Annotated in this window: 21 protein-coding genes; 12 read left to right on the plus strand and 9 right to left on the minus strand. The window is 68.8% G+C overall.

The features are described from left to right. Positions 1-9: 9 nt before the first annotated feature. From ACMW4R_RS13850 to ACMW4R_RS13860, 3 genes are read left to right on the plus strand one after another with little or no spacing between them, the layout of a single operon-like run. Positions 10-195, plus strand: a complete 186-nt coding sequence (locus tag ACMW4R_RS13850; protein ID WP_058595641.1) for a hypothetical protein — start codon at positions 10-12, stop codon at positions 193-195. Between the two features lie 57 nt (positions 196-252). Continuing rightward, positions 253-1,593, plus strand: a complete 1,341-nt coding sequence (gene glnA, locus ACMW4R_RS13855) for a type I glutamate--ammonia ligase (RefSeq protein WP_058595722.1) — start codon at positions 253-255, stop codon at positions 1,591-1,593. A gap of 20 nt (positions 1,594-1,613) precedes the next feature. Continuing rightward, a complete protein-coding gene (locus ACMW4R_RS13860; protein WP_418300174.1) occupies positions 1,614-4,604 on the plus strand; it encodes a bifunctional [glutamine synthetase] adenylyltransferase/[glutamine synthetase]-adenylyl-L-tyrosine phosphorylase in 2,991 nt (996 codons plus the stop codon). Positions 4,605-4,647: 43 nt separating this feature from the next. On the opposite strand, the gene ACMW4R_RS13865 is transcribed toward ACMW4R_RS13860, so the two are convergent. Beyond that, positions 4,648-6,339, minus strand: coding sequence for a long-chain-fatty-acid--CoA ligase (locus ACMW4R_RS13865; protein WP_418300175.1), 1,692 nt, complete (start codon positions 6,337-6,339; stop codon positions 4,648-4,650). A gap of 118 nt (positions 6,340-6,457) precedes the next feature. On the opposite strand from ACMW4R_RS13865, the gene ACMW4R_RS13870 reads away from it, so the two are divergent. After that, positions 6,458-6,772 carry a DUF2277 domain-containing protein gene (locus ACMW4R_RS13870; protein ID WP_058627398.1) on the plus strand — a complete coding sequence of 105 codons (315 nt, stop codon included), beginning with the start codon at positions 6,458-6,460 and terminating at the stop codon, positions 6,770-6,772. A 6-nt stretch (positions 6,773-6,778) separates the two neighbouring features. On the opposite strand, the gene ACMW4R_RS13875 is transcribed toward ACMW4R_RS13870, so the two are convergent. Beyond that, on the minus strand, positions 6,779-7,423 hold the full coding sequence (locus ACMW4R_RS13875; RefSeq protein WP_418300176.1) for a hypothetical protein: 645 nt from the start codon (positions 7,421-7,423) through the stop codon (positions 6,779-6,781). 107 nt (positions 7,424-7,530) lie between these two features. Then, a complete protein-coding gene (gene glnA / locus ACMW4R_RS13880; RefSeq protein ID WP_058595647.1) occupies positions 7,531-8,955 on the minus strand; it encodes a type I glutamate--ammonia ligase in 1,425 nt (474 codons plus the stop codon). Positions 8,956-9,056: 101 nt separating this feature from the next. Between glnA (ACMW4R_RS13880) and ACMW4R_RS13885 the strand changes: the two genes are divergently transcribed. Next, on the plus strand, positions 9,057-9,515 hold the full coding sequence (locus ACMW4R_RS13885; RefSeq protein ID WP_058627396.1) for an RDD family protein: 459 nt from the start codon (positions 9,057-9,059) through the stop codon (positions 9,513-9,515). Positions 9,516-9,555: 40 nt separating this feature from the next. Here ACMW4R_RS13885 and ACMW4R_RS13890 read toward each other — a convergent pair whose 3' ends face one another. Further along, positions 9,556-10,266 carry a DUF4191 domain-containing protein gene (locus ACMW4R_RS13890; RefSeq protein ID WP_058614651.1) on the minus strand — a complete coding sequence of 237 codons (711 nt, stop codon included), beginning with the start codon at positions 10,264-10,266 and terminating at the stop codon, positions 9,556-9,558. Between the two features lie 122 nt (positions 10,267-10,388). On the opposite strand from ACMW4R_RS13890, the gene ACMW4R_RS13895 reads away from it, so the two are divergent. Continuing rightward, a complete protein-coding gene (locus ACMW4R_RS13895) occupies positions 10,389-11,483 on the plus strand; it encodes a hypothetical protein (RefSeq protein WP_153001242.1) in 1,095 nt (364 codons plus the stop codon). Positions 11,484-11,500: 17 nt separating this feature from the next. On the opposite strand, the gene sucB is transcribed toward ACMW4R_RS13895, so the two are convergent. From sucB to ACMW4R_RS13910, 3 genes are read right to left on the minus strand one after another with little or no spacing between them, the layout of a single operon-like run. Continuing rightward, positions 11,501-13,216 carry a 2-oxoglutarate dehydrogenase, E2 component, dihydrolipoamide succinyltransferase gene (gene sucB / locus ACMW4R_RS13900; protein ID WP_058627394.1) on the minus strand — a complete coding sequence of 572 codons (1,716 nt, stop codon included), beginning with the start codon at positions 13,214-13,216 and terminating at the stop codon, positions 11,501-11,503. A 54-nt stretch (positions 13,217-13,270) separates the two neighbouring features. Beyond that, positions 13,271-14,644, minus strand: coding sequence for a dihydrolipoyl dehydrogenase (gene lpdA, locus ACMW4R_RS13905; RefSeq protein ID WP_058614648.1), 1,374 nt, complete (start codon positions 14,642-14,644; stop codon positions 13,271-13,273). After that, the gene (locus ACMW4R_RS13910; protein WP_418300177.1) at positions 14,641-16,101 is read right to left on the minus strand and encodes a leucyl aminopeptidase; all 1,461 of its coding nucleotides are present in this window, start codon (positions 16,099-16,101) and stop codon (positions 14,641-14,643) included. Before ACMW4R_RS13910 ends, lpdA begins: the two co-directional genes overlap by 4 nt. 85 nt (positions 16,102-16,186) lie before the next feature. Here ACMW4R_RS13910 and ACMW4R_RS13915 point away from each other — a divergent pair, with 85 nt between their 5' ends. From ACMW4R_RS13915 to ACMW4R_RS13925, 3 genes are all read left to right on the plus strand, one after another. Further along, positions 16,187-17,113 (plus strand): proteasome assembly chaperone family protein, encoded by a 927-nt coding sequence (locus ACMW4R_RS13915; protein ID WP_058627392.1) that lies wholly within the window; start codon positions 16,187-16,189, stop codon positions 17,111-17,113. Between the two features lie 250 nt (positions 17,114-17,363). Continuing rightward, a complete protein-coding gene (locus ACMW4R_RS13920; protein WP_058627391.1) occupies positions 17,364-18,674 on the plus strand; it encodes an RNA polymerase sigma factor in 1,311 nt (436 codons plus the stop codon). Continuing rightward, complete coding sequence (locus ACMW4R_RS13925) at positions 18,671-19,369, plus strand: coenzyme F420-0:L-glutamate ligase (protein WP_058595655.1); 699 nt, start codon at positions 18,671-18,673, stop codon at positions 19,367-19,369. Before ACMW4R_RS13920 ends, ACMW4R_RS13925 begins: the two co-directional genes overlap by 4 nt. A gap of 412 nt (positions 19,370-19,781) precedes the next feature. On the opposite strand, the gene ACMW4R_RS13930 is transcribed toward ACMW4R_RS13925, so the two are convergent. Further along, complete coding sequence (locus tag ACMW4R_RS13930; RefSeq protein WP_058595725.1) at positions 19,782-20,804, minus strand: sugar-transfer associated ATP-grasp domain-containing protein; 1,023 nt, start codon at positions 20,802-20,804, stop codon at positions 19,782-19,784. 45 nt (positions 20,805-20,849) lie between these two features. On the opposite strand from ACMW4R_RS13930, the gene ACMW4R_RS13935 reads away from it, so the two are divergent. Continuing rightward, positions 20,850-21,485, plus strand: a complete 636-nt coding sequence (locus ACMW4R_RS13935) for an alanine racemase C-terminal domain-containing protein (protein ID WP_058627390.1) — start codon at positions 20,850-20,852, stop codon at positions 21,483-21,485. Next, positions 21,482-22,522 carry an alanine racemase gene (locus tag ACMW4R_RS13940; RefSeq protein WP_058627389.1) on the plus strand — a complete coding sequence of 347 codons (1,041 nt, stop codon included), beginning with the start codon at positions 21,482-21,484 and terminating at the stop codon, positions 22,520-22,522. The genes ACMW4R_RS13935 and ACMW4R_RS13940 overlap by 4 nt, the downstream gene beginning before the upstream one ends. 63 nt (positions 22,523-22,585) lie before the next feature. Here ACMW4R_RS13940 and ACMW4R_RS13945 read toward each other — a convergent pair whose 3' ends face one another. After that, positions 22,586-22,804: a DUF7455 domain-containing protein gene (locus ACMW4R_RS13945; RefSeq protein WP_058595658.1), complete on the minus strand. Its 219-nt coding sequence runs from the start codon at positions 22,802-22,804 to the stop codon at positions 22,586-22,588. A gap of 163 nt (positions 22,805-22,967) precedes the next feature. On the opposite strand from ACMW4R_RS13945, the gene ACMW4R_RS13950 reads away from it, so the two are divergent. Next, a complete protein-coding gene (locus tag ACMW4R_RS13950) occupies positions 22,968-25,040 on the plus strand; it encodes a DNA gyrase/topoisomerase IV subunit B (RefSeq protein WP_153001245.1) in 2,073 nt (690 codons plus the stop codon). The last annotated feature ends 21 nt before the right edge of the window (positions 25,041-25,061 follow it).

Below are 25,061 nucleotides of genomic sequence, written 5' to 3' on the forward strand. Positions count from 1 at the left end.
GGAGCGATCGTGAGCGACGAGAACACGAAGTACTGGTACAACCTGGAAACCCACGAGGTCGAGCAGGGTTACGCGTCGCCCGCGATCGACCGTGCCGGTCCCTTCGACACGGCCGAAGAGGCCGCTCGCGCCCCCGAGATCCTGCGTGAGCGGTCGCGGCAGTGGGCAGAAGACGACGCCCGCGAGGACCGCTGAGCCGTCGACGGATCAACCGCTGACCGCACCGCACCGTACTGAGAACGAGGGATGACGATGGACAAGCAGCGCGATTTCGTTCTGCGCACGATCGAAGAACGCGGCGTCAAGTTCGTACGCCTGTGGTTCACCGACGTCGTGGGCACGCTTAAGTCGGTGGCGATCGCGCCGGCCGAGGTCGAGGGAGCCTTTACGGAGGGCCTCGGATTCGACGGCTCGGCCATCGAGGGTCTCACGCGTTCGTACGAGTCGGACCTGCTCGCCCACCCCGACCCGACGACCTTCCAGATCCTGCCGTGGCGCGGCGAGATCGACCCCACGGCGCGCATGTTCTGCGACATCACGACGCCCGACGGCCAGCCCGCCGTGGCCGACCCGCGCCACGTGCTCAAGCGCACGCTCGCCAAGGCCGCCGACGCCGGGTTCACGTTCTACACGCACCCCGAGATCGAGTTCTACCTCCTCAAGTCGTCCCAGCTGGGCGCCGACGGACGCCCCGAGCCCGTCGACTCGGCCGGTTACTTCGACAACGTCCCCGGCGGCACGGCTCACGACTTCCGCCGTCGCTCGGTGCGCATGCTCGAAGACCTCGGCATCTCCGTCGAGTTCAGCCACCACGAGGGCGGCCCGGGTCAGAACGAGATCGACCTCCGCTACGCAGACGCACTCACGACCGCCGACAACATCATGACCTTCCGCACGGTCGTGAAGGAGGTCGCGATCGAGCAGGGCGTGTACGCCACCTTCATGCCGAAGCCCATCAGCGGCCAGCCCGGAAGCGGCATGCACACGCACCTGTCGCTCTTCGAGGGCGACATGAACGCGTTCTACGAGGAGGGGGCGCAGTACCAGCTGTCGAAGGTCGGCCGTCACTTCATCGCGGGCCTGCTGCGCCACGCAAACGAGATCTCGGCCGTCACCAACCAGTTCGTCAACTCGTACAAGCGCCTGTGGGGCGGCGACGAGGCGCCCAGCTTCATCTGCTGGGGCCACAACAACCGCTCGGCGCTGGTACGCGTGCCGCTGTACAAGCCGAACAAGGGTCAGTCGACGCGGGTGGAGTACCGCGCGCTCGACTCCGCCGCGAACCCGTACCTGTCGTACGCGCTCATGCTCGCGGCCGGACTCAAGGGCATCGAAGAGGAGTACGAGCTCCCCGCCGAGGCCGAAGACAACGTGTGGTCGCTCAGCGACGCCGAGCGCCGTGCGCTCGGATACGCGCCGCTCCCCGCGAGCCTCGACCACGCCCTCGAGTACCTCGAGGAGTCGGAGCTCGTCGCCGAGACGCTGGGCGAGACGGTCTTCAAGTATGTGCTGCTCAACAAGCGTCGCGAATGGCAGCAGTACCGCGCCCAGGTGACGCCGTTCGAGCTCGCGAGCAACCTCGAGGCACTCTGACACCGCCCGACAGGACACCGATGATGTCGGGCGATCGATCGACGGCGCTCACAGCCCTGGCGCGCATCGGCTTCTCGCGACTCGCCGAGGCCGATGCGCTCCTGGGCGAGCTCGACGAGATTGTCGGCGTCGAGCGGACGGATGCCACGACCCTGGCGCAGCGCGTCGCGGACCCCGATCGCGCCCTGTCGGCGATCGTGCAGATCGCTCGACGGAACGCGGATGCCGTGCGCACCTGCGCCGCAGACGCCGGAGCGTGGCGGGCCTTCTGGGACATCGTCGGCGCCTCGGACGGGTTCGCGGAGTTCTACCTCCGTCATCCGGAGGAACTCGCGCACCTCGCCGGCGCCGGTCTGACCATCCCCGACGAGCAGGAGATGCGTGCCGACCTCCTGGCATCCGTCGGCGACGACAACGGCTTCGCGGCGGATTCTTCGGATGCCGCGTGGGTGGCGTTGCGAGTGCGCTATCGGCGCATCCTGGCCCGGATCGCCGCTTACGACCTCGGGCAGGACGATCCGGCCGCCGCGATCGACATGGTCTCGGCATCCCTCGCCGACCTGGCCGGAGCGGCGCTCGAGGCCTCGCTGAGCGTCGCTCGCGCGCGTGTGGCAGGGACGGGGCCGGCGGCGTTTCCGCGCGCGCAGGTCGAGGCGACGCAGTTCGCGATCATCGCGATGGGCAAGACCGGTGCCCGCGAGCTGAACTATGTCAGCGACGTCGACGTGATCTTCGTCGGCGGGTCGGCTGACGAAGAGGTCGTGTCCGAGGCGCGCGCGATCGACATCGGGACGCGCCTGGCCGTGCAGACGATGCGCGGCATCTCGGGCCCCGAGATCGAGCCGCCCCTGTGGGAGGTCGACCCGAACCTCCGCCCCGAAGGGAAGCAGGGAGCGCTCGTTCGCAGCCTCGGATCGCACCGGCAGTACTACGACCGGTGGGCGAAGAGCTGGGAGTTCCAGGCGCTCTTGAAGGCGCGCGCGATCGCGGGCGACGCGCAGCTCGGCGCCGACTACGTCTCGGCGATGCAGCCTCTCGTGTGGCACAGCGCCGCGCGCGAGAACTTCGTCGAAGGCGTGCAGCGCATGCGCGAGCGCGTGACCGACCACATCCCGGCGAGTGAGATCAACCGGCAGCTGAAGCTCGGCCCCGGCGGCATCCGCGATGTCGAGTTCACCGTGCAGCTACTCCAGCTCGTGCACGGGCTCACCGACCAGCGGATCCGTCAGCGCGGCACGCTCGAAGCGTTGGACGCTCTCGTCGCCGAGGGGTACATCGGGCGTTCCGAGGCGGAGGCGTTCGCGCGCGACTACCGCCTGCTACGTCTGCTCGAGCATCGGCTGCAGTTACGGGGCCTGCGCAGGACGGCGCTCCTCCCCGAGAAACCCGACGATCTTCGGGTCCTCGCGCGGGCGACGCGACTGGCGGATTCCGCCGAGGGTGTTCAGGCCGCGTGGGAGGCCATCAAACGCGAGGTGCGCGACATCCACGTGCGCCTGTTCTACCGTCCGCTGCTCTCCGCCGTGGCCGCGCTGCCGGAGGGGGAGCGCACCCTCTCGACCGAGCAGGCGCGCGATCGCCTCGCCGCGATCGGATTCCGCGATCCCGCCGGAGCCCTACGACACATCGCCGCGCTGACCACCGGGTTGAGCCGCAAGGCCACCATTCAGCGGCACCTGATGCCGGTGATGATCCGCTGGTTCGCCGATGGCGTCGACCCCGACTACGGGCTCCTGGTCTTCCGGCGCATCAGCGAGCGGCTGGGCAACACGCCCTGGTTCCTCCGTGTGCTGCGCGACTCCGCCGGTGCGGCGGAGAGCCTGACGCGTGTCCTGTCGGGTTCGCGATACATCGGCGAGCTGATGGAGTGGATCCCCGAAGCGGTGGCATGGCTCGATGACGATGCCCTGCTCCGTCCGCGCTCGGGCAAGGCCCTCGAAGACGAGGCGCGTGCCATCCAGACACGATGGCAGAACATCGACGACGCCATGCGGTCGGTGCGCGCGCTTCGTCGTCGCGAGATGCTCCGTGTCGCGATGGCGGCCGTGCTCGAGGTGGTGTCGCTGGAGGAGCTCTCCGACGCCCTGACCACCATCACCGAGACGACCATCCAGGCGACGCTGCGCGCCGTCCGCCGCGCCGTCGTCCCGCCTGAGGACGACGAGCTCGACTTCTCGGTCATCGCGATGGGACGCTTCGGCGGTCGCGAGCTCGGGTTCGGGTCGGATGCCGACGTGATGTACGTCTACCGGGCGAACGGCCTCGACCCGCAGCGCGCGAACAACCTGGCGCTGAAGATCGTCGCGGGTCTGCGCGAGCACTCCGAGGACCATCGTCTCCCGCTCGATCTCGACGCCGAGCTGCGCCCCGAGGGGCGCAGCGGCCCCCTGGCCCGCTCCCTCGACGCGTACGCCGAGTACTACCGTCGCTGGTCGTTGTCGTGGGAGGCGCAGGCTCTCCTTCGCGCCCGCGGCGTCGCCGGGAGCGTGAAGCTCATCAACGACTTCATGGCTCTCGCCGACGAGGTGCGCTACCCCGAGAAGGCCGACCCGAACGGTTTGCGCGAGATCCGCCGCATCAAAGCACGCGTCGAGAACGAGCGGCTCCCGCAGGGCGCGGACCCCGCACGTCACCTCAAGCTCGGTCCGGGGTCGCTCAGCGATGTCGAGTGGCTCGTCCAGATCCTCCAGTTGCAGCACGCCCGCGCTGTGCCGGGTCTTCGGACGACGTCGACCCTCGGAGCGCTCCGCGCGGCCGTCGATGCCGGTCTCGTGCCGGTCGACGCGGCCGAGAAGCTCGCGGCGTCCTGGCACCTGGCGAGCCGCCTGCGTTCGGCCAACACCCTGCTCTCGGGCCAGACGAGCGACGTGCTACCCGCCGACCGCGCCCGTCTCGACGGCATCGGACGCATCCTCGAGTATCCGCCGCGCTCGGCGACCCGCGTCGAGGAGGACTACCTCGCCGCGACCCGCCGTGCCCGACGCGTGTTCGAGAAGCTTTTCTACGGGTGATGCCCGCTCGGTGACGAGCCCGCGGGCCGGGCTCGCGGGCGGGTCACGACATCAGACGCTCGCGCACTTCTCGACGTAGAACCTTGCCGACGAGCGAGCACGGGAGGTCGTCGACGATGATCACGCGCCGCGGGACCTTGTAGGCAGCCAGGCGGGTCTTGCAGAAGTCGCGGACCGCGTCGGGCTCGAGGTCGACCCCGTCGCGGACGACGATCGCCGCAGCGACGTCTTCGCCGCCCCGCGGCTTGGGCAGCGCGACCACGGCGGCAGCCTCGATGTCGGGATGCGCGACGAGCGCGTTCTCGACCTCGCTGGGCGAGACGTTGAACCCGCCCGTGATGATGATCTCTTTCAACCGGTCGACGATCGTGACGAAACCGTCGGGTGAGACGGAGGCGATGTCGCCCGTCCGCAACCACCCTCCGTCGAGCAGCGTCTCGGCGGTGTCCGTCGGGCGGTTCCAGTACCCCTGGAACACCTGCGGACCGCGGAGGAGCAGCTCGCCCGTCTCGCCGAGCGGGACATCGGTCTCGGGATCGGCGGGATCGACAACGCGGATCTCGGTGCTGGGGAACGGCACGCCGACCGTACCCGGCCGGCGCGACGGACCGATCGGGTTGCCGAGCGCGACGGGGGAGGACTCGGTCATGCCGTAGCCCTCGACGAGCAGACCGCCCGTCGCGGCCTCCCAACGATCGACCGTCGCGACCGGCAGGCTCATCGCCCCCGAGATCGCGAAACGCACGGTCGACAGGTCGATCGTGCCCCGGGCCGCCGCTCGGGCGAGCTGGTCGTAGATGGGCGGAACGGCGGGGAGGAAGGTCGGCGGGCTCTTCCGGATCGCGGATGCCACGAGCTCGAGATCGTACTTCGGGAACAGCACGAGCTTCGCGCCGATGCTCATCGCGAAGGTCAGGCACAGGGTGAGCCCGTACGCGTGGAACAGGGGAAGGACGCCGTAGAACGTCTCTTCCCCGTCATGGAGACCCGGCACCCAAGCGCGGCCCTGCATCGCGTTGGCGCGTAGGTTCGCGTGCGTCAGCACCGCCCCCTTGGGACTGCCCGTCGTGCCGCTCGTGTACTGGAGGAGCGCGATGTCGTCGAGTCGCGGTCCGGTGTGCTTGCGCGACAGCGTGCCGTGGGTAAGCAAGGTCTCCCAGGGTCGCGCGCGCTTCGACGTCGGCGCGGCGGTCAGCTGCGCGCGTGCCTCCCGGGCTTTGCGGACCGGAAGCCGGAGCGCAAGGCGCTTCGCGCGCGGCATGGCCCTCGTGATGTCGACGCTGATGACATGCTCGAGAGCCAGGTCGGAGGGGAACTCGGCAACGGTGTCGGCGACCTTGTCCCACACGATCGCGAACCGCGCGCCGTGATCCTCGAACTGGTGTCGCAGCTCGCGAGGGGTGTAGATCGGATTGTGCTCGATGACGATCGCGCCGAGCCGGAGTGCCGCGTAGAACGCGACCACGTGCTGCGGGCAGTTGGGAAGCACGAGCGCGACGCGATCACCGGCGTGCACACCGAGCCGACGAAGGCCCTCGGCGGCCCGGTCGACGAGCTTGCCCAGCTCGCGGTAGGTCGTCGTCGCGCCGAAGAACTCGAGCGCAGGACTCTTGCCGTACCGCGACACGCTCGCGGCCATCATCTCGGGCAGCGTCTGCGTCGGCTCGTCGATCTCGTGCGGAACTCCTTCTGCGTAGGAGCTCAACCAGGGACGCGAAGCGTAGGGGAGGGGCATGGCATCCATCCTTCCGTCCCCCTCCGACATCGCGGCGGCGCGGCACCTGTGGGGATGCCGGGAGCCTTCGCGCCGTCCGCATCTTTCGCGGATGGTACCGACGTCCTACCCTGGCGCCATGTGCCGGAACATCGTCCCCCTCCACAACTTCACCCCGCCCGCGACGGATGCCGAGTGCCACGACGCCGCGCTGCAGTTCGTCCGCAAGATCGTCGGGACGACCAAACCCTCGCGGGCCAATCAGGAGGTGTTCGATCGCGCGGTGGCCGAGATCTCGGCATCCGTTCGCCACCTCCTCGACGACCTGGTGACGAATGCGCCACCGAAGGTCCGTGAAGAGGAAGCGGCGAAGCGGCAGGCGCGCTCCGCCGAGCGGTACGAGGCGATCCGTGTGTTCCAGGAGCAGAAGCGAGCCGCGCGGTCGGCCTCCTGACGGATCTCAGCCCTCGGCGAACCGCTCGAACAGGGGAGTGGCGTCGGGACTCTCCAGATCCGGGATGCCGTCATCGTCCGGGCCCGCGGTGAGCGGCCCACGCAATTGGTCGAGGAGCGCCGCGGAGTCGCCAGAATGACACGTCGACGTCGCGCGAAGCTCGAGGACGTCAGCGCTGAGCTCGGCGGCGAAGCCAGGGCTCAGGTCGACGCTCAGGAGCGCCACTCCCGCGCCGAGGTTGCGCGCCTCGATAGAAATGTCCGTGACGCTCGGACCGTACGACCGAGCGGGCTCGACCTGCCAGCCGTTCTCCGTCAGCCAGGACCGGAGCTGTTCCATCGTGGCCGGCCCCCGGTCGTGGAACGAGAACTCCGTGGGGAGCCTGCGTTGGAGGGAGAACTGATACCCGTCATCGCAGACGTTGGGGATATCGCCGTATTCTTCGACGCGCCACTCTCCGGCGTAGATCTGCCCCTGCACCTCAGCGACGGCTGCCTTGAACTCGAGATTCGCCGCCTTCGCCTGGGCGAAGCTCTCCTCACTGGCCGGTGAGTCCGGCGTCAAGGCCGCAGGGCCGACGCACCCGGACAGCAGAGTCACCACCGTCAGCGCGCTCGCCGCGAGCACGAACGGTCTTGCTCGCTCGATCATCGATCCCATCCTGCCAAAACCGCGGGCCGCCGTGAGGCCCGCCAGACGAACGAAGACGCCCGCCCCCACGAAACGGCGGGGACGGGCGTCTTGCAGCGATCAGGCGGTCAGACCCCGAAGTACAGCTCGTACTCGAACGGGTGCGGACGCTGAGCGATCGGCTGGATCTCGTTCTCGATCTTGTACTCGATCCAGGTCTCGATGAGCTCCTCGGTGAAGACGCCACCGGCGAGCAGGAACTCGTGGTCGGCGCGGAGGGCCTCGAGCGAGTCGAGCAGCGAGTTCGGAACCTGCGGGATGTTCTTCGCCTCTTCGGCCGGGAGCTCGTAGAGGTCCTTGTCGACGGGCTCGTGCGGCTCGATGCGGTTCTTGATGCCGTCGATGCCGGCCATCAGCTGAGCGGCGAACGCGAGGTACGGGTTGCCCGAGGCGTCGGGGGCGCGGAACTCGATGCGCTTGGCCTTCGGGTTCGTGCCCGTGATCGGGATACGGATCGCCGCCGAGCGGTTACCGGCCGAGTACACCAGGTTGACCGGCGCCTCGAAGCCCTTCACCAGGCGGTGGTAGCTGTTGAGGGTCGGGTTGGTGAAGGCGAGCACGGCGGGGGCGTGAGCCAGGATGCCGCCGATGTACCAGCGGGCGATGTCGGAGAGGCCGCCGTAGCCGGTCTCGTCGTAGAACAGCGGCTTGCCGTCGTTCCACAGCGACTGGTGGGTGTGCATGCCCGAACCGTTGTCGCCGAAGAGCGGCTTCGGCATGAAGGTGGCGACCTTGCCCCACTCTTCAGCGGTGTTCTTGACGATGTACTTGAACTTCAGGATGTCGTCGGCCGCGTGCACCATGGTGTCGAAGCGGTAGTTGATCTCGGCCTGGCCGCCGGTGCCGACCTCGTGGTGGGCGCGCTCGAGGATGAGGCCCGCGTCGATCAGCTTGAGGCTGATGTCGTCGCGCAGGTCAGCCTGCTTGTCGACGGGAGAGACCGGGAAGTAGCCACCCTTGTAGGGCGTCTTGTTGGCGAGGTTTCCGCCCTCTTCGACGCGGCCCGTGTTCCAGGCGCCTTCCTCGGAGTCGACCGAGTAGAAGCTCGCGTTCTGCTTCACTTCGTAGCGGACGTCGTCGAAGATGTAGAACTCGGCCTCGGGAGCGAAGAAGGCGGTGTCGGCGATGCCGGTGGAGGCGAGGTACTTCTCAGCCTTCTTGGCGACCTGACGCGGGTCCTTCGAGTAGATCTCGCCGTTGCGCGGGTTGTAGATGTCGAAGACCATGACGAGCGTCTTCGCCTCGCGGAACGGGTCGAGGTACGCCGTCGTCACGTCGGGGATGAGCTGCATGTCCGACTCGTGGATGTTCGCGAACCCGCGGATCGACGAGCCATCGAACAGCTGTCCGACGGTGAAGAACTCCTCGTCGACGGTCGAGGCGGGGATGTTGAAGTGCTGCTGCACACCAGGAAGGTCCGTGAAACGGATGTCGAGGAACTTGACGTCCTCGTCCTGGATGAACTTCAGCACCTCGGACGAATCTTTGAACATGAAGACTCCAGAGGTAGAACATTCGGGATGGGCGGGCCGCGGCTCGCCTCCTCGACCATACCCAGAACCGGTGTCTCGGTCATATCTCGCATGTTTCAGGGATGTTACGCGGACCCGATTACGCTGGGGTCGTGACCGCTGCGACCGACAACGAATATCCGGGCCAGCGGCTCGGCCTTCCCCGCGAGGGTCGCGGCTCCATCGCCCGGCCCGGACGGCGGATCGCCGCCCTCCTGATCGACGTCGCGAGCGCCGGTCTCATCGGCTTCGCCTTCTTCTCGAGTCCCGATCCCGTGACGGGCGTGCCGTTCGCGAACCCGATCGCGACGAACCTCATCTTCTTCGCCGTGCAGATTCTGTTCATCCCGTTGATCGGCGGAAGCCCGGGGCACCGACTCATGGGGATGCGTCTCGAATTGGCATCCGGGGGATGGGTGGGCGTGTGGCGCCCGATCGTCCGCACGATCCTTCTGGCGCTGGTGATCCCCGCGGTCGTGTGGGACTCCGACCAGCGAGGTCTGCACGACAAGGCCGTCGGAACGATTCTCGTCCGCAGCTGACAACAGAAAGGCCCCGCCTCGGCGGGGCCTTTCTCGTGGGTCAACGGGGGCGCGGTGCCCGCATCTTGTTGGGGTCGACGCCCTTCGGGATCGGCAGCGAAGCCAGGCCCTGCGAGACGGAGGAAACGCGCTTGATGACGGCGGCCATCGTGGCGCGGTCGACCTTCTTCGGCAGCGCCTTGATTCTCGAGGCGAGGTCCTTGATGGCGACCTCGTCCTCGCCGTGACCGACATAGAAGACCGTGATGGGAACGCCGGTGGCCACGCGCTGCACGCGGGCTCGCTCCTCACCCATCAGGCGGGAAAGACGCGTGCGCGAGCCCTCGCCGATGAGGACGACGCCGCCGCGGCCGATTGCACGGTAGACCGCTTCCTGCGTGCGGGGATTCACGCCGATGGGCGTTTCCGACGCCTGCCAGTTGCGACCGAGCGACGACGACAGGACGTGGCCGGTGGCCCCCGGCATCCCGTCGATCTTCTTGTACATCGCGTGGGTCGACAGGCGCGTCATCGTGATCATCCCGCCCAGGATGCCGGCCAGCAGACCCGTGAAGCCCCACAGGATCACGCTCCAGACGGCGACCGGCGGGATGAGGAACCCGATCAGCACGCCGAGCGCGGCACCCACCAGCACGATGCCGGCCAGCGCGAACGGGAGCCAGCGGTACTCCTTCTGCGTGAAGGTGTAGAGCGTGCGAAGCTGCGAGAAGAATCCCGGACGCTTCTCGGGGGTGGTGGTACGAGCGGCCATAGGAACGATTCTATCTTCGCGCGTGACGCCGCCTCTCCTCCCCAGTCGGTCAATGCTCCGCTCTGTCCACGATCGCCCTCGTGAGCGCCGCGCTCGGTCGCGGAAACGCGCACGATCGACGGATGACCGCGTCTGCCGCCCCGCCCGTCGTCGAACGCCTCGACGACTATCTCCACCGCCGCTCACGGAGCGGTCTTCCGCTGTCGCCAGGCGAGGTCGTGACCCTCGCGGTGGGTGTTCTGCGCGGATGCCATCACGCGGAAGACCGCTCCCATCGAGGGTTCTGGGCGCTGACGGCCCGGGGCTGTCCGACGCTGGTCGACGAGGGCGAGGGCGAGGGCGACGACATCCTGGCCGAGACGGCTCGCGTTCTCGCGCGCCTTGCGGACATGACCGATCGCGACGGACGTCCCCTCGTCGAGCGTGCACGGGAGACCGTGCTGACCCACCCTCCCCGCGCCTGGGAGGGGGTGGACCGGCGACTCTTCGCGTGGGCGGATCCTGTTCCCCTGGTCCTCGGCCCCCTCACGCCGATCGCCGCAGTCGACGCCAGCCCCGGTGAGGCTCCCGCACCCTCGGCATCCGGCCTCCTTGCCGTCGTCGATGCGGACGTGGCGACCATGGTCGCCGAAGCCGTGCGCGACGTGCGTGAGAAGCTGCGCCGTGTCCGCCACCTCCGCTGGATCACGTTCGGCACCGTGGCGGTCGCCACCGCGCTCGTGCTCGGGTTGCTTCTTCCGTCCTCCGCACCGGCGTCGATTCCCGCCGGCAATCCCGGTCCGTCCGCCACCGCGTGGGCGAACGAGGAGATTCCGGATGCCACGCCTCCGGCGACGCCGACTCCGACCGGTCATCCGACGGTCCTCGAGCTCGGCGGTTCGACCCACCTCCTCGACGTACAGACCCGCACACCGGCGCCGCCGGAGAACTCGGCGGACGGTGAGATCGTCGCCGGCGCGCGCGCACTGCTCGAGTCGTACGCGGCATGCGCCGGAGAGGCGGGGTGCGAGCAGCGCCTGAGAGAGGGTCGAGCAGCCGGCGATGACGAGACACCGATGGATCCGGCCGTCGCGGACATCGCCCTGGTCGATGACTTCGGGGGACTCGCCGTCGTCCGATTGGACGTCGGGGGCCGACGCCAATATGTGACGCTCGTGCGCGACAAAGACCGATGGCTGGTCCGCGCCGTCAGATCGGGCACGGACCAGCCATCATGAGCCGGTTGCAGCGGGGATCAGATCCCGAGGTCTCCCTCGAACTGAGCCGCCTCGAGGCGTGCCTTCACCGCGCCGAGGAAGCGAGCGGCGTCCGCACCGTCGATGATGCGGTGATCGTAGGAGAGCGCCAGGTACACGTACGAGCGCACGGCGATCGCATCCTTGCCGTCGACCGAGACGACACCCGGCTTCTTCACCACGGCACCGAGGCCGAGGATCGCCGACTGCGGCAGGAAGACGATGGGCGTGTCGAACAGCGCGCCGCGCGAACCGGTGTTGGTCAGCGTGAACGTGCCGCCGGCGAGCTCGTCGGGCTTCAGCTTGTTGTCGCGGGTGCGAGCCGCCAGGTCGGCGATCTCGCGCGCGAGCTGAGCGATGTTCTTCTCACCCGCGTCCTTAACGACCGGCGTCAGCAGACCACGCTCGGTGTCGACGGCGATCGCGACGTTCTCCTGGGCGGGGTAGACGATCTCGTCGCCCTCGACCGTCGAGTTGATGATCGGGAAGGCCTTGAGGGCCTCGATCGCCGCGATGGCGAAGAAGGGCAGGAACGAGAGCTTGTCGCCCGTCTTCTGCTGGAACTCGCCCTTCACGCGGTCACGGAGCGCCGCGACCTTCGTCACGTCGACCTCGACGACGGTCGTGAGCTGCGCGGTGGCCTGCATCGATGCGACGGCGCGCTCGGCGATGACCTTGCGCAGACGCGACATCTTCTGCGTCGTGCCGCGAAGCGGCGACACCTCGACAGGCGCCGGAGCAGACGGAGCAGCAGCCGCGGGAGCCGCCGCCGGAGCCGACTTCGCGGCCTCGGCCGCCTTCAGGACGTCTTCCTTGCGGATGCGTCCACCGACTCCGCTGCCCTTGACCGCGGTCAAGTCGACGCCCTGCTGTTGGGCGAGACGCCGGACGAGCGGGGTGACGTAGGTGACGTCATCGTTGGAGGAGGCCGCGGGCGCCTGCTCGGCGGGCTTCTCGGCGGCCGGAGCCGGGGCCTCGGCGGGCTTCTCGGCGGCGGGCTGCGGAGCGGCCTTTTCTTCCGCGGCGGGAGCGGGCTGCTCGGCAGGCTTCTCTTCGGCGGCCGGGGCCGGCGCAGGAGCCTCGGCAGGAGCGGGAGCACCGCTGCCGATGCGGGCGAGCGTGGCGCCGACGGCGACCGTCTCGTCTTCCTGGACGACGATCTCCTGGAGGGTTCCGGCGACCGGCGAGGGGATCTCGGTGTCGACCTTGTCGGTCGAGATCTCGAGCAGCGGCTCGTCCACGGCAACGTCGTCGCCGACGGCCTTCAGCCAACGCGTGACGGTGCCTTCGGTGACGCTCTCACCGAGCTCGGGGAGCTTGACGTCCGTCGCGTCACCGGACGACGCCGGGGCGGGCTGCGCGGCTGCCGGCGCCTCGGCGGGGGCAGCCTCCTCAGCGGGAGCTTCCTCCTGCGCGGGAGCCTCCTCCTGAGCGGCGGGCGCGGCCTCGGACGCGGCGTCCGACGAACCGGCGCCGGACCCGTCGCCGATCTTCGCCAGCACGGCGCCGACCTCGACGGTCTCGTCTTCTTGCACGAGGATCTCTTCGATCACGCCCGAAACGGGCGAGGGGATCTCGGTGTCGACCTTGTCGGTCGAGATCTCCAGCAGACCCTCGTCCTCCTGGACGGTGTCACCGACCTGCTTCAGCCAGCGGGTGACCGTTCCCTCGGTCACGCTCTCGCCGAGAGCGGGGAGGACGACGGAAGTGCTCATGGATATGTCTCCTTCGTACCGGATGCGGTATCTAGCTTAGTGACCGGTTCGTGGTCAAAGTGCGTGCAGGGGCTTTCCGGCGAGAGCCAAGAAGGCTTCGCCGAGCGCCTCGCTCTGGGTGGGGTGCGCGTGGACGAACGGCGCGATGTCTTCCGGGTGGGCCTCCCAGCCCACCGCGAGCTGGGCCTCGGTGATCAGTTCGCCCACGCGGTCGCCCACGAGATGCGCACCGACGACCGGCCCGTCGACCCGCCGGACGATCTTGACGATCCCCGACGTTCCGATGATCTCACTCCGGCCGTTCCCGGCGAGGTTGTACTCGTAGGCGCGGACGGCCTCGGATCCGTAACGATCCTGTGCCTGGGCCTCGGTAAGACCGACGGACGCGACCTCCGGGTGCGAGTAGGCGACGCGAGGGACGTCGGAGTCGGAGACGAGCACGGGAGACAGGCCCGCGATCTCCTCCGCGACGAAGATGCCCTGCTGGAAGCCCCGGTGCGCCAGTTGCAGTCCGGGCACGATGTCGCCTACCGCCCAGACGTGGGCGGCCGCGGTGCGCAGACGTTCGTCGGTCTGCACGAAACCGCGGTCGAGGACGACACCGGCCTCCTCGTAGCCGAGGCCGGCGGTGGCCGGACCCCGGCCGACCGCCACCAGGACGTAGTCCGCCGACAGCTCCGCCCCGTCATCGAGGACCACGGTGATGCCGTGCTCGTCCTGTCGCGCCGAGTCGAATCGCCGACCGAGCCGGAACTCGATGCCCCGCTTGCGGAACGCGCGCTCGAGGGCCTTGCTGGATGCGACATCCTCCGCGGGCAGGAGGTGGGGGAGTGCCTCGACGATCGTGACGTCGACGCCGAAAGAGCGCCAGACGCTCGCGAACTCGACGCCGATGACGCCGCCGCCCAGAACGATGACGCGCTGCGGGACCACGTCGAGATCGAGAGCCTGCTCGCTGGTGAGAACGCGACCCCCGATCTCGAGACCGGGAAGGCTGCGGCTGTACGACCCCGTCGCCAGAATCACGTCGGCGCCCCGGTAGAGGTCCGCGCCGACGCGCACCGCGGGTCCGGCCTCGAGGGATCCCTCGCCGCGGACGACGCGGATGCCGCGCGCCGAGATCAGCCCCTCGAGCCCTTTGAACTTCTTGGCCACGATGCCCTCGCGGTAAGCGCGCACCCCGGCCGGATCGATGCCGGTGAGGCTCGCGTTCACGCCGATGCTCGCCGCATCGCGCGCCGAATCCGCGACCTCAGCCGCGTGCAGGAGGGCCTTGGTCGGGATGCAGCCCCGGTGCAGGCACGTGCCCCCGAGCTTGTCCTTCTCGACGAGGACCACGTCCTTGCCCAGCTCGGCGAGACGAAGGGCAGCGGCGTACCCACCGCTCCCACCCCCGAGGACGACGACGTCGGCGGAGTACTCGGTCATCGCGAGCTCGCCAGCAGCTCGACCAGCGAACGAACCGTCGCCGCCGTGACTCCCTTGTCGGTGTACCCGAACGGAGCACCCTTGTTCATGCCCACGCCCGCGATGTCGAGGTGCACCCACGGGATGCGGGGGGCGTCGGCCTCGTCCGAGACCCGGCCGACGAAGTGGCGGAGGAAGAGCCCCGCGAAGAGCGAGCCTCCCGCCGGGTCGCCGATCTTGGCGTTCTGCAGGTCGGCGATGGGCGAGTCGAGGTCGTCAACCATGTGCGCCGGGAGCGGCAGCTGCCAGGCGAGCTCCGAGGCGCGCGACGCGGCGGACAGGTACTCGGCGACAGCGTCGTCTTCGCCCATCACACCGGTGTGCCGGTTTCCGAGGGCGATCGTGATCGCGCCGGTGAGAGTGGCGACGTCGACGAGCAGATCAGGCCGCTCACGGCTCGCGGCAGCGAGGCCGTCGGCGAGCACGAGACGGCCTTCGGCATCCGTGTTCAACACCTCGACAGTGGTCCCGTCGAGCGTGCGGAGCACATCACCGGGACGCGTGGCCCGCCCCGACGGCATGTTGTCGGCAATGCAGAGCCACGCGCTCACGCGAACGGGCAGCGCCATCTCGGCCGCGGCCTTGAGCACCGCGAGGACCGTCGCCGCACCGCACATGTCGTACTTCATGCCGACCATCGAGGCGGCGGGCTTCAGCGACAGGCCGCCGGTGTCGAACGTGATGCCCTTGCCGACGAGGGCGACGTGACGCTGCGCACCGGCGGGGGAGTAGTCGAGGCGGACGAGGCGAGGCGGGCGGTCCGAGCCCTGACCGACACCCAGGATGCCGCCGTACCCGCCGTCGCGGAGCGCTTCCTCGTCGAGCACCTCGACGTCGACGGGCAGACCGGCGACCGCCTCGACCGCCGCGTCGGCGAAGTCGGCGGGACCGAGCCACTCGGCGGGCGTGGTGACCAGATCCTTCACCAGAGCGACCGCGCCGGAGATGGCCGCCACGGCGACGACATCTTCGTCGGCCGGAGCGTCGGGCGAGTAGACCGTGACGCGCTGCGCGCGGGTCTTCGGCGCCTCCTTTTTGTATCCGGCGAACCGGTAACCACCGAGGGCCGCCCCCTCGGCCAGCGGCCGCCATGCGGACGGCACCAGCGCCTGAACCGCGACGTGCTCGAAGCCCGTGAGCTGGCGCAGGCCCGCCCCCGCCGCGTCGCGGAGGGCGGCGGCATCCGGATCGGTCCCTGCACCCACGACCGCGAGCGGCGTGGTGACGCCGGGCACGTGCACCCGCTGGAACGAGCCGGGAGCGCCGGTGAACCCCACGGCCGTCAGAGCGGCACCGAGTCCGTCCCACCCCACGGGGTCTGCACCTTCACCCACGGGCTTGGCGACCACCAGAAGAATCGCATCGGCATCGGACTCGCGCAGGGGGGCGCTTGTGTGCGCCACAGAAGGAAAGGGCATGCCGTCCATCCTAGGTTCGCGTGTGTTCGCTAGCAGCGGGACGCTCCGGACCCCGACGTCCGACCCGGCTCGTAAGCTGGAGGGCATGCCGTATTCCGCACCGCTGTACGATCGCGCACCCTCCGCGCCGCCGGTGCCCTCGGGGCTTCCCCTGGTGATCGCGCTCACGGGGTTCACCGACGCCGGCGGGGCTGTCACCCGGCTCGTCGAGTACTTCCGTACCGACCTGGAGCCCCACGCGGTCGTCGCGTTCGACAACGACACGCTGCTCGACTACCGCGCTCGGCGCCCTTTGATCACATTCGTCGAAGACCACCTCAGCGACTACCGGCCGCCGCGGCTCGAGCTGTCGCTCGCCCATGACTCCCTGGGCAGCCCCTTCCTTCTCTTGGCGGGATACGAACCGGACTTCCTCTGGGAAGCCTTCGCCGAGAGCGTCCTCGAGCTCAGCGCCGGGCTCCAGGTGTCGTCCGTGACATGGGTGCACGCCATCCCGCTCCCCGTTCCGCACACGCGGCCGATCGGCACCACGGTCAGCGGCACGCGCTCCGACCTCGCCGAAGCGCACTCGGTCTGGCGCCCGCACACGCAGGTGCCCTCGACCGTCGGCCACCTGCTCGAGTACCGCTTCGCGGAGGCCGGCGCCAAGGTCGCCGGGTTCGCGCTGCTGGTTCCGCACTATCTCGCCGACACCGAATACCCCGCTGCCACCCTCGCCGCCCTCGACAGCCTCACGGTGGCCACCGGACTCGTCTTCTCCGGAGAAGTGCTGCGCGAAGAGAATCGCGACTTCCTCACGAAGGTGACCGAGCAGGTCACCGCGAGCGATGAGCTGACGCGCATGCTGCAGGGCCTCGAGGAACGCTACGACTCCTACATGGCCGGTTCCACCCAGGCGACGCCGATCATTCACACGGGCGATCTCCCCAGCGCCGACGAGCTGGCGGCCGAACTCGAGCGCTTCCTGGCGTCCGGCCCGAGCGACGACGACCGCCGCGGGCCCCTCGGCTGATCCCGCCCCACGCAGTCAGCACATCTGAAAGCGGTTCTCGCGGAATGCGGGGACGCGCCTCCGCGTTACTACGCATAGATCCCCGGTGCGCGTCAAGTCCCGCGTCGAGGATGTGAGACAATGAAGAACCTGACCCGTTGTCAACCGGTCCAGGAGCCCGGCTCCTCGGCTCCGGACTTGACAAGGGTCTTACTAGTGTCCGAGAACGACCGGCGGCCGTGCAACGTACGTTCCCGGTGAAAGGCGAAACGTGGCAGGCACGAACACCAAGACCCGCTCCCGGAGTGCGAAGGACACCGACCTCGACACTTCCGAGGAGACCGTGACGACGTCGACGAAGACGCCGGCGAAGAAGGCCCCCGCCAAGGCCAAGGCCACACCGGCGAAGGCCAAGACGAAGGCGAAGAAAGACGACGACCTCGAAGACGAAGAAGAGGTCGACGAAGAGGTCGATGTCGAGCTGGACACCGACGACGACACTGACGACGACGACGAGGCGAAGCCCGCGGCGAAGAAGTCGGACGACGACACCGACGACGACGATGAGACCCCGGCGGCGCCCGCCGAGGCCCTGCCGACCGGCGCGATCGTCATCTCGTCGAGCGACGAGGACGACGTTCCCGTCTACTCGGCGCAGATCACCGGCGCCACGGCCGACCCGGTCAAGGACTACCTGAAGCAGATCGGCAAGGTCCCGCTCCTGAACGCGGCCGAAGAGGTCGAGCTTGCGATGCGTATCGAGGCCGGCCTGTTCGCCGAAGAGAAGCTGTCGAACATGTCGGCGGCCGAGAAGACGAGCCAGCTGGGCCTCGACCTGCAGTGGGTCGCCCGCGACGGTCAGCGCGCGAAGAGCCACCTCCTCGGCGCCAACCTCCGTCTGGTCGTCTCGCTCGCCAAGCGCTACACCGGTCGCGGCATGCAGTTCCTCGACCTCATCCAGGAGGGCAACCTGGGCCTCATCCGTGCGGTCGAGAAGTTCGACTACACCAAGGGCTTCAAGTTCTCGACGTACGCGACCTGGTGGATCCGCCAGGCGATCACGCGCGCCATGGCCGACCAGGCTCGCACCATCCGCATCCCGGTGCACATGGTCGAGGTCATCAACAAGCTCGCCCGCGTGCAGCGCCAGATGCTGCAAGACCTCGGTCGCGAACCCACGCCCGAAGAGCTCAGCCGCGAACTCGACATGACCCCCGAGAAGGTCATCGAGGTGCAGAAGTACGGCCGCGAGCCCATCTCGCTGCACACGCCCCTCGGTGAAGACGGTGACAGCGAGTTCGGTGACCTCATCGAGGACACCGAGGCGGTCGTCCCCGCCGACGCGGTGGGCTTCACGATGCTGCAGCGTCAGCTCGAATCCCTCCTCGACTCGCTCAGCGAGCGTGAGGCGGGCGTGATCCGCATGCGCTTCGGCCTCGGCGACGGACAGCCCAAGACCCTCGACCAGATCGGCGACACGTTCGGCGTGACGCGCGAGCGGATCCGCCAGATCGAGTCGAAGACGATGGCGAAGCTGCGTCACCCGTCGCGCTCGCAGTCGCTCCGGGACTACCTCGAATGAGCGGCGAGGCCAACGCCGGCAAGGCGCTCACCCGTACCGTCGAGGGCACCTCGTACGCGCGCATCCCGATCCGCACGCGGGTCGTCATGCCGGGCGACGATCTCGACGCGTTCATCCTCGAGTACGCGAAGGATGCCGTTCAGCCGGGCGACCTGCTGTTCGTCACCGAGAAGATCGTCGCGATCACGCAGGGCCGCTCGTTCAAGCTCGACTCGATCAAGCCCCGCAAGCTCGCGCTCTTCCTCTCGAAGTACGTCACGCGCACGCCCTACGGCATCGGCCTCGGCATGCCCGAGACGATGGAGATGGCGCTGCGCGAGTGCGGCACGCCCCGCATCCTGTTCGCCGCGGCCGTCTCGGCCGTGACCAAGGCGTTCGGACGCAAGGGCGACTTCTACCGCATCGCGGGTGACAAGGCTCGTGCGATCGACGGACCCACGAAGGGCACGATTCCGCCCTACAACCAGGCCGTGGTTCTCGGACCGGAGCGCCCCCGTGAGGTCGCCGCGCGTCTGAAGTCGTTGCTCGGCATCGACCTCGACGTCGCCGTCGTCGACATCAACGACCTCGGCGGGAACATCCTCGGGTCGACGCTCGACAAGGCCGGCGAGAAGCGTCTCGTCGCGATCCTCAAGGACAACCCGCTCGGCCAGGGACACGAGTCCACGCCGCTCGGCATCGTCCGCCCCAGCTGACCGAGTCATGCGACAAGGCCCGTCCCCTTCGCGGGGCGGGCCTTGTCGCGTTTCTGCATGCCACCACTCTCACTGCCCCAAGCCCACCGCGGGGATGATCTGCCGCAGATGCGCACGAACACCCGCCCCGGCCGCACATTCGCGGCAAACGAGCGATCCCACCGGGAGCACGCGACGGTGACGTGCCGCAGATGTGCGGCAACGGCCCCGCCGAGCGCACATATGCGGCAAGCGAGCGGCGCGATGCGATGACGCCGCGATGCGATGACGCACAGCGACGACACGGGGCGTACGCGCCGCGCGCCATCGGGCTGATTGTCGCGGGCGGGGCCGGGGAGCGAGCACCCCCGGGGCCCTGAAACACAGCAGAACCCCGACCCGGTCGCAGGAGCGGGCCTCACGGCATCCGGAGTCAGAAACCGATCGCGGCGCGGTAGCGCGGCTTGTGACCCGTGCGGATACCGGTGACGCTCGGCTTGTTCTCGTACACGCCCGCACCCCAGTTGCCCTCGACGAGCACGGGACCTTCGGGGCCGACGACGATGTCCCACCCGACGTACTGCACCTGCGGCACGACGCGGGCGACCTGGTCGACGAACGCCTTGACCTCGTCGATCATCGGCAGCTGGAAGTCGGCGATGCGCACGCCCGAGTCGGGGTGCAGCTCGTGGACGTGCCCGTGGGAGTCGTAGCCGGCCCCGAGGGCGTGGCCGTTCTCGTCGAGCATCGTGTAGAAGCCACCGAAGGTCATCTGGTCGCTGACCGCGCCGCGGCCGAACTTCTGCGCCATCGCGAGGATGTGCGTGGTCGAGCCGTCGAAGAACGCCGTGACGCGCGTGGTGTTGACAGTGCCGGGGCAGACGGCCGCGAGGTCGTCGTGCTGGCGGATGACCTCTTCGACGAGGATCTCCCCGCGCTCGAGCAGACCGCGGTGGAACGCGTCCCAGTCCTCGACCTCGGCCGCGTGGTAGCGGTGCACGCCGGTGCCGGCCTGACCGACCGGCTCCTTCGTCACGATGGTGCCCAGGCGCTCGGTGAAGGTGCGCAGGTCGTCGGCGTTGTCGGCATCCACGACCATCCACTCACGGCGCAGGAAATCGCTGAACCGGCGGTCGAATTCCACCTTGTCCTGGAAGATCCCGCGGTAGTCCGGGTGGTCGTACTTCTGCGAGATCTGGTTCGACACCGGGTGCGTCATGTACGTCGCGCGTTCCGCGGGGGTGAGGATCGCGAAGTCGTAGTCGATGTAGTCCTGGAACCCGACGTTCTTCACGCCCGCCTGGTAGAGCATGTCGGCGACCACCAGCGGCAGGGACTTGCCGTGCTGCTCGGATGCTTCCTTCGCTCGCTCGACCACCGATCCGACGTCGATACGGCGGGCGCGTCCGGCGAGGTAGCGCAGACGGGTGACGGGGGAGAAGCCCTGCTTAGGCATGCACGCTCCGGGGTCGGGGATCACGGACCCCGTTAGTCTAGATGTGTGACCTCCACGCTCCCTGCTCGCGCGTCCGCCGCCGGGGGAGTCGCTCCGATCGCGTGGGTCTCCGAGGCTGCGCTGCGCCACAACGCGGCGCTGGCCGTGGGTGGTGACGACGACGTTCTCGCCGCCGACGCATGGGGTCACGGCGCCGAGTGGGTGGCATCCGTTCTCGCCGGACAAGGGATGGATGCCACGGCCCTCGACGCCCCGACCCTGTTCGGCCTGCCCGGGACGCGCGCGCGTCCCGTGATGTCGCTCCGCGGCCGAGCGCTGGGCACCAAGCCCCTCCTCCGCGGCGAGGGCGTGTCGTACGGGTACACGCACCGCGCCCCGCGCGACACGACGGTCGCGTTGGTCACCGGGGGATACGCGCAGGGAGTCGTGCGCGCTCTCGGCAATGCCGTGACCGTGTCGATCGACGGACGTCGGCACCGGATCGTCGGTCGCGTGGCCATGGACGTCTCGGTCGTGGACGTCGGCGAGACGTCGATCGCTCGCGGAGCGGAGGTCGTGTTCTTCGGCGACCCCGCGGCCGGTCACCCCTCCCTCGATGAGTGGACGGATGCCACGGGCTGGACCGCGGCCGAAATCGTCGCGGCCGTGGGCGTCCGCGCGGAACGGCGGGTCGCCGCGTGAGCGCCGAGTACCGCGTCGACCTCGACGCCTTCGCGCGAAACCTGCGCCGCGTGCGCGAGGCGGTGGCCCCGGCGCAGCACATGTTCGTCGTGAAGGACGACGCGTACGCGCACGGTCTCGACGTGCTGGTCCGTCGCGCCTGGAACGAGGGCGTGCGATGGTTCGGAGCCTTCGACGTCGTCACCGGCGCTGCGGTACGGGCGGCGACGGGGCCGGATGCGCGCATCTTCGTGTGGCTCATCGGAGGGGCCGACGACCTGGCCGCGGGGATCGCGGCCGACCTCGACCTGGGTATCGGAGACCAGGCGCTCCTCGACGACCTCGCCGCTCTCGATACCCGGGACGTCGCCCGCGTGCACCTCAAGATCGACACGGGGCTCCACCGCAACGGCATCCGTCCCGAGGCATGGGACGCGGCTCTTGTCCAGACGTCTGACCTCGTGGCCGCGGGGCGCGCCCGGTTCGAGGGCATCTGGTCGCACATCTCCGAAGCCTCGGATGCCGATGACGACGACGCCCGCGCGCTGTTCCTCTCCGCGAGGGAGGCGGCGCGCACGGCCGGTTTGGAGCCGCGCTTCTCGCACCTGGCCGCCAGTGCGGCGGGTTTCGCCCGGGGCGAGTTCCGCGAAGACCTGGTGCGCGTCGGCGCGTTCTCCTACGGCATCCGGCCTACGGGAGGACCGCATGAGGCGGAACTGGGGATCGAGCCGATCTCCACGCTCGTCGCGACCGTGACCGCCGTGAATCCGGAGCGCGTGCTCCTCGATGTCGGGAGCCTGCACGGTCTGCCGAGCGCCCTGTCGGGCCGCTTCGACGTCGCGACGCCCGCCGGTCCTCGCCGGGTGGAGGCGATCGGTCTCACCTCCCTCACCGTCGCGCCGTGGGACGCGGTCGTCGGCGAGACGGTCCCCGTCTTCGGGCAGGGCGCACGAGCGAGCGCGACCGACCTCGCGGAGCTGATCGACACGATCGGCGAGGAGATCGCTCTTCGCGTTTCGCCCGTCGTTCCTCGCACATACGCGGGGCAGTTGGGCTGACGACACAGAAAAGGCCCCGTCCGCTCCTGTCGGAGCGACACCGGGGCCCGTTCTGAGGGAGTCTCAGTCGGCAGCGTGGAGACGCGCGGTCTCGTCGTGCCACGAGGTGGCGACGCTGCGCAGCTTCTCTTCGTACTTGCGGCCGTGGTGCGCGCAGAACAGCAGCTCGCTACCGTTGACCTCGGCGGCGATGTACGCCTGCGCGCCGCAGGAGTCACAGCGATCCGCCGCCGTCAGGCGGTGGTCGAGAACGGACGCTTCGGGTGCGGTCGTGGTGGTCATCTCGGGTGCCCTCCTCAAATGGTCGTTGGGCGAGTCTCCATATACAACCACGCGGATGTTTCCCCTATGCCGCGGCTTGATCACATTTCGCTGTGCGCGTACGGTGACCCGACCGTGCTGTGTGTCTGGCAGGGGATGTCGGTGGCCCCGATTACGCTGGGAAATCGTGACGTCCGAGTACTCCGCCCATCATCTCCAGGTCCTCGAGGGCCTCGAAGCCGTCCGCAAGCGCCCGGGCATGTACATCGGCTCCACCGATTCGCGCGGTCTGATGCACTGCCTGTGGGAGATCATCGACAACTCGGTCGATGAAGCGCTCGCCGGTCACGGCAGCCGCATCGACATCGTCCTCCACGCCGACGGCAGCGTCGAGGTGCGCGACCGTGCCCGCGGCATCCCGGTCGACGTCGAGCCCCGGACCGGGCTCACCGGCGTCGAGGTCGTCTTCACCAAGCTCCACGCCGGCGGCAAGTTCGGCGGCGGTTCGTACGCGGCATCCGGTGGCCTGCACGGTGTCGGCGCCTCGGTCGTGAACGCGCTGTCGGAGCGTCTCGACGTCGAGGTCGATCGTGCGGGCAAGACGTACGCCATGTCCTTCCACCGCGGCGAACCGGGCCTGTTCGCGGGCGACACGCCCGACTCGGCCTTCACGCCCTTCGAGCGCAGCAGTGAGCTGCGCGTCGTCGGCAAGGCCCCACGCGGTGTCACCGGTACCCGCATCCGATACTGGGCCGACCGACAGATCTTCACCAAGGACGCGGCCTTCGGCCTCGACGAGCTCGTCCAGCGCGTTCGCCAGACGGCGTTCCTCGTGCCGGGACTCGAGATCGTGGTGCTCGACGAACGCGGTGACGAGAAGGTCGAGACGAGCTACCGCTTCGACGGCGGGATCTCGGAGTTCGCGGACTTCCTCGCCCCCGACGCGGCCGTGACCGACACGTGGCGTCTCACGGGCACCGGCACGTTCACCGAGACGGTGCCCGTTCTCCAGCCCGGTGGGTCGATGATCCCGACCGAGGTGCAGCGCGAGTGCGAGGTCGACATCGCGGTTCGGTGGGGCACCGGCTACGACACCACGACCCGGTCGTTCGTCAACATCATCGCCACGCCCAAGGGCGGCACGCACCAGCAGGGCTTCGAGCAGGGCCTCATGAAGGTGCTGCGCGCGCAGGTCGAGCAGAACGCGCGCAAGCTCAAGGTCGGCAACGACAAGATCGAGAAGGACGACCTTCTCGCCGGTCTCACGGCGGTGCTGACCGTCCGCCTCCCCGAGCCGCAGTTCGAAGGCCAGACCAAAGAGGTGCTGGGCACTCCCGCGGTGCGTCAGATCGTGGCATCCGTGGTCCAGAAAGAGCTCGCGGCTCGCTTCGCCTCACCCAAGCGCGACGACAAGACGCAGACGGCTCAGCTGCTCGAGAAGATCGTCTCCGAGATGAAGGCGCGCATCTCCGCGCGCACCCACAAAGAGACCCAGCGGCGCAAGAACGCCCTCGAGTCGTCGTCGCTGCCGTCGAAGCTGGTGGATTGCCGCTCGAACGACGTCGACAATTCCGAGCTGTTCATCGTCGAAGGAAACTCGGCGCTCGGCACCGCGCGCGACGCCCGCAACAGCGAGTACCAGGCGCTGCTGCCGATCCGCGGCAAGATCCTGAACACGCAGAAGGCCTCGATCAGCGACATGCTGAGCAACGCCGAGTGCGCCTCGATCATCCAGGTCATCGGCGCGGGGTCGGGGCGCTCCTTCGATCTCAGCGCGGCGCGCTACGGCAAGATCATCCTCATGAGCGACGCCGACGTCGACGGCGCGCACATCCGCACCCTGCTGCTGACGCTGTTCTTCCGCTATATGCGGCCGCTCGTCGAGGCCGGCCGGGTGTTCGCCGCCGTGCCGCCACTGCACCGCGTCATCGTGATGAACCCCGGCTCCAAGCCGAATGAGACGATCTACACCTACAGCGAGCAAGAGCTGCACGCCCTGCTCGCGCGTCTGAAGAAGGCGAACAAGCGCTGGCAGGAGCCCATCCAGCGGTACAAAGGCCTCGGAGAGATGGATGCCGATCAGCTCGCGACCACCACGATGGACCGTGCCGGGCGCACCCTGCGACGCGTCCAGGTGAAAGACATGGAGGGCGCCGCGCAGGTGTTCGACCTGCTGATGGGTAGCGAGGTCGCGCCCCGCCGCGAGTTCATCGTCGACTCGAGCGACCGGCTGGCCCGGGAGAGCATCGACGTCTGACGGCGGAGTCCCCGGGCGTCG

Source organism: Microbacterium sp. S1037 (assembly GCF_048381605.1).
Classification (GTDB): Bacteria; Actinomycetota; Actinomycetes; order Actinomycetales; family Microbacteriaceae; genus Microbacterium; species Microbacterium testaceum_B.

Excerpts from the sequence above, each read along its gene's own strand:
- sucB (WP_058627394.1), bottom strand. The coding sequence starts at position 13,216 with ATGAGCACTTCCGTCGTCCTCCCCGCTCTCGGCGAGAGCGTGACCGAG.
- ACMW4R_RS13930 (WP_058595725.1), bottom strand. The coding sequence starts at position 20,804 with ATGCCTAAGCAGGGCTTCTCCCCCGTCACCCGTCTGCGCTACCTCGCC.
- ACMW4R_RS13890 (WP_058614651.1), bottom strand. The coding sequence starts at position 10,266 with ATGGCCGCTCGTACCACCACCCCCGAGAAGCGTCCGGGATTCTTCTCG.
- ACMW4R_RS13910 (WP_418300177.1), bottom strand. The coding sequence starts at position 16,101 with ATGCCCTTTCCTTCTGTGGCGCACACAAGCGCCCCCCTGCGCGAGTCC.
- glnA (WP_058595722.1), top strand. The coding sequence starts at position 253 with ATGGACAAGCAGCGCGATTTCGTTCTGCGCACGATCGAAGAACGCGGC.
- ACMW4R_RS13915 (WP_058627392.1), top strand. The coding sequence starts at position 16,187 with ATGCCGTATTCCGCACCGCTGTACGATCGCGCACCCTCCGCGCCGCCG.
- ACMW4R_RS13925 (WP_058595655.1), top strand. The coding sequence starts at position 18,671 with ATGAGCGGCGAGGCCAACGCCGGCAAGGCGCTCACCCGTACCGTCGAG.
- ACMW4R_RS13945 (WP_058595658.1), bottom strand. The coding sequence starts at position 22,804 with ATGACCACCACGACCGCACCCGAAGCGTCCGTTCTCGACCACCGCCTG.
- ACMW4R_RS13875 (WP_418300176.1), bottom strand. The coding sequence starts at position 7,423 with ATGATCGAGCGAGCAAGACCGTTCGTGCTCGCGGCGAGCGCGCTGACG.
- lpdA (WP_058614648.1), bottom strand. The coding sequence starts at position 14,644 with ATGACCGAGTACTCCGCCGACGTCGTCGTCCTCGGGGGTGGGAGCGGT.
- ACMW4R_RS13865 (WP_418300175.1), bottom strand. The coding sequence starts at position 6,339 with ATGCCCCTCCCCTACGCTTCGCGTCCCTGGTTGAGCTCCTACGCAGAA.
- glnA (WP_058595647.1), bottom strand. The coding sequence starts at position 8,955 with ATGTTCAAAGATTCGTCCGAGGTGCTGAAGTTCATCCAGGACGAGGAC.
- ACMW4R_RS13895 (WP_153001242.1), top strand. The coding sequence starts at position 10,389 with ATGACCGCGTCTGCCGCCCCGCCCGTCGTCGAACGCCTCGACGACTAT.
- ACMW4R_RS13870 (WP_058627398.1), top strand. The coding sequence starts at position 6,458 with ATGTGCCGGAACATCGTCCCCCTCCACAACTTCACCCCGCCCGCGACG.
- ACMW4R_RS13860 (WP_418300174.1), top strand. The coding sequence starts at position 1,614 with ATGATGTCGGGCGATCGATCGACGGCGCTCACAGCCCTGGCGCGCATC.
- ACMW4R_RS13885 (WP_058627396.1), top strand. The coding sequence starts at position 9,057 with ATGTTACGCGGACCCGATTACGCTGGGGTCGTGACCGCTGCGACCGAC.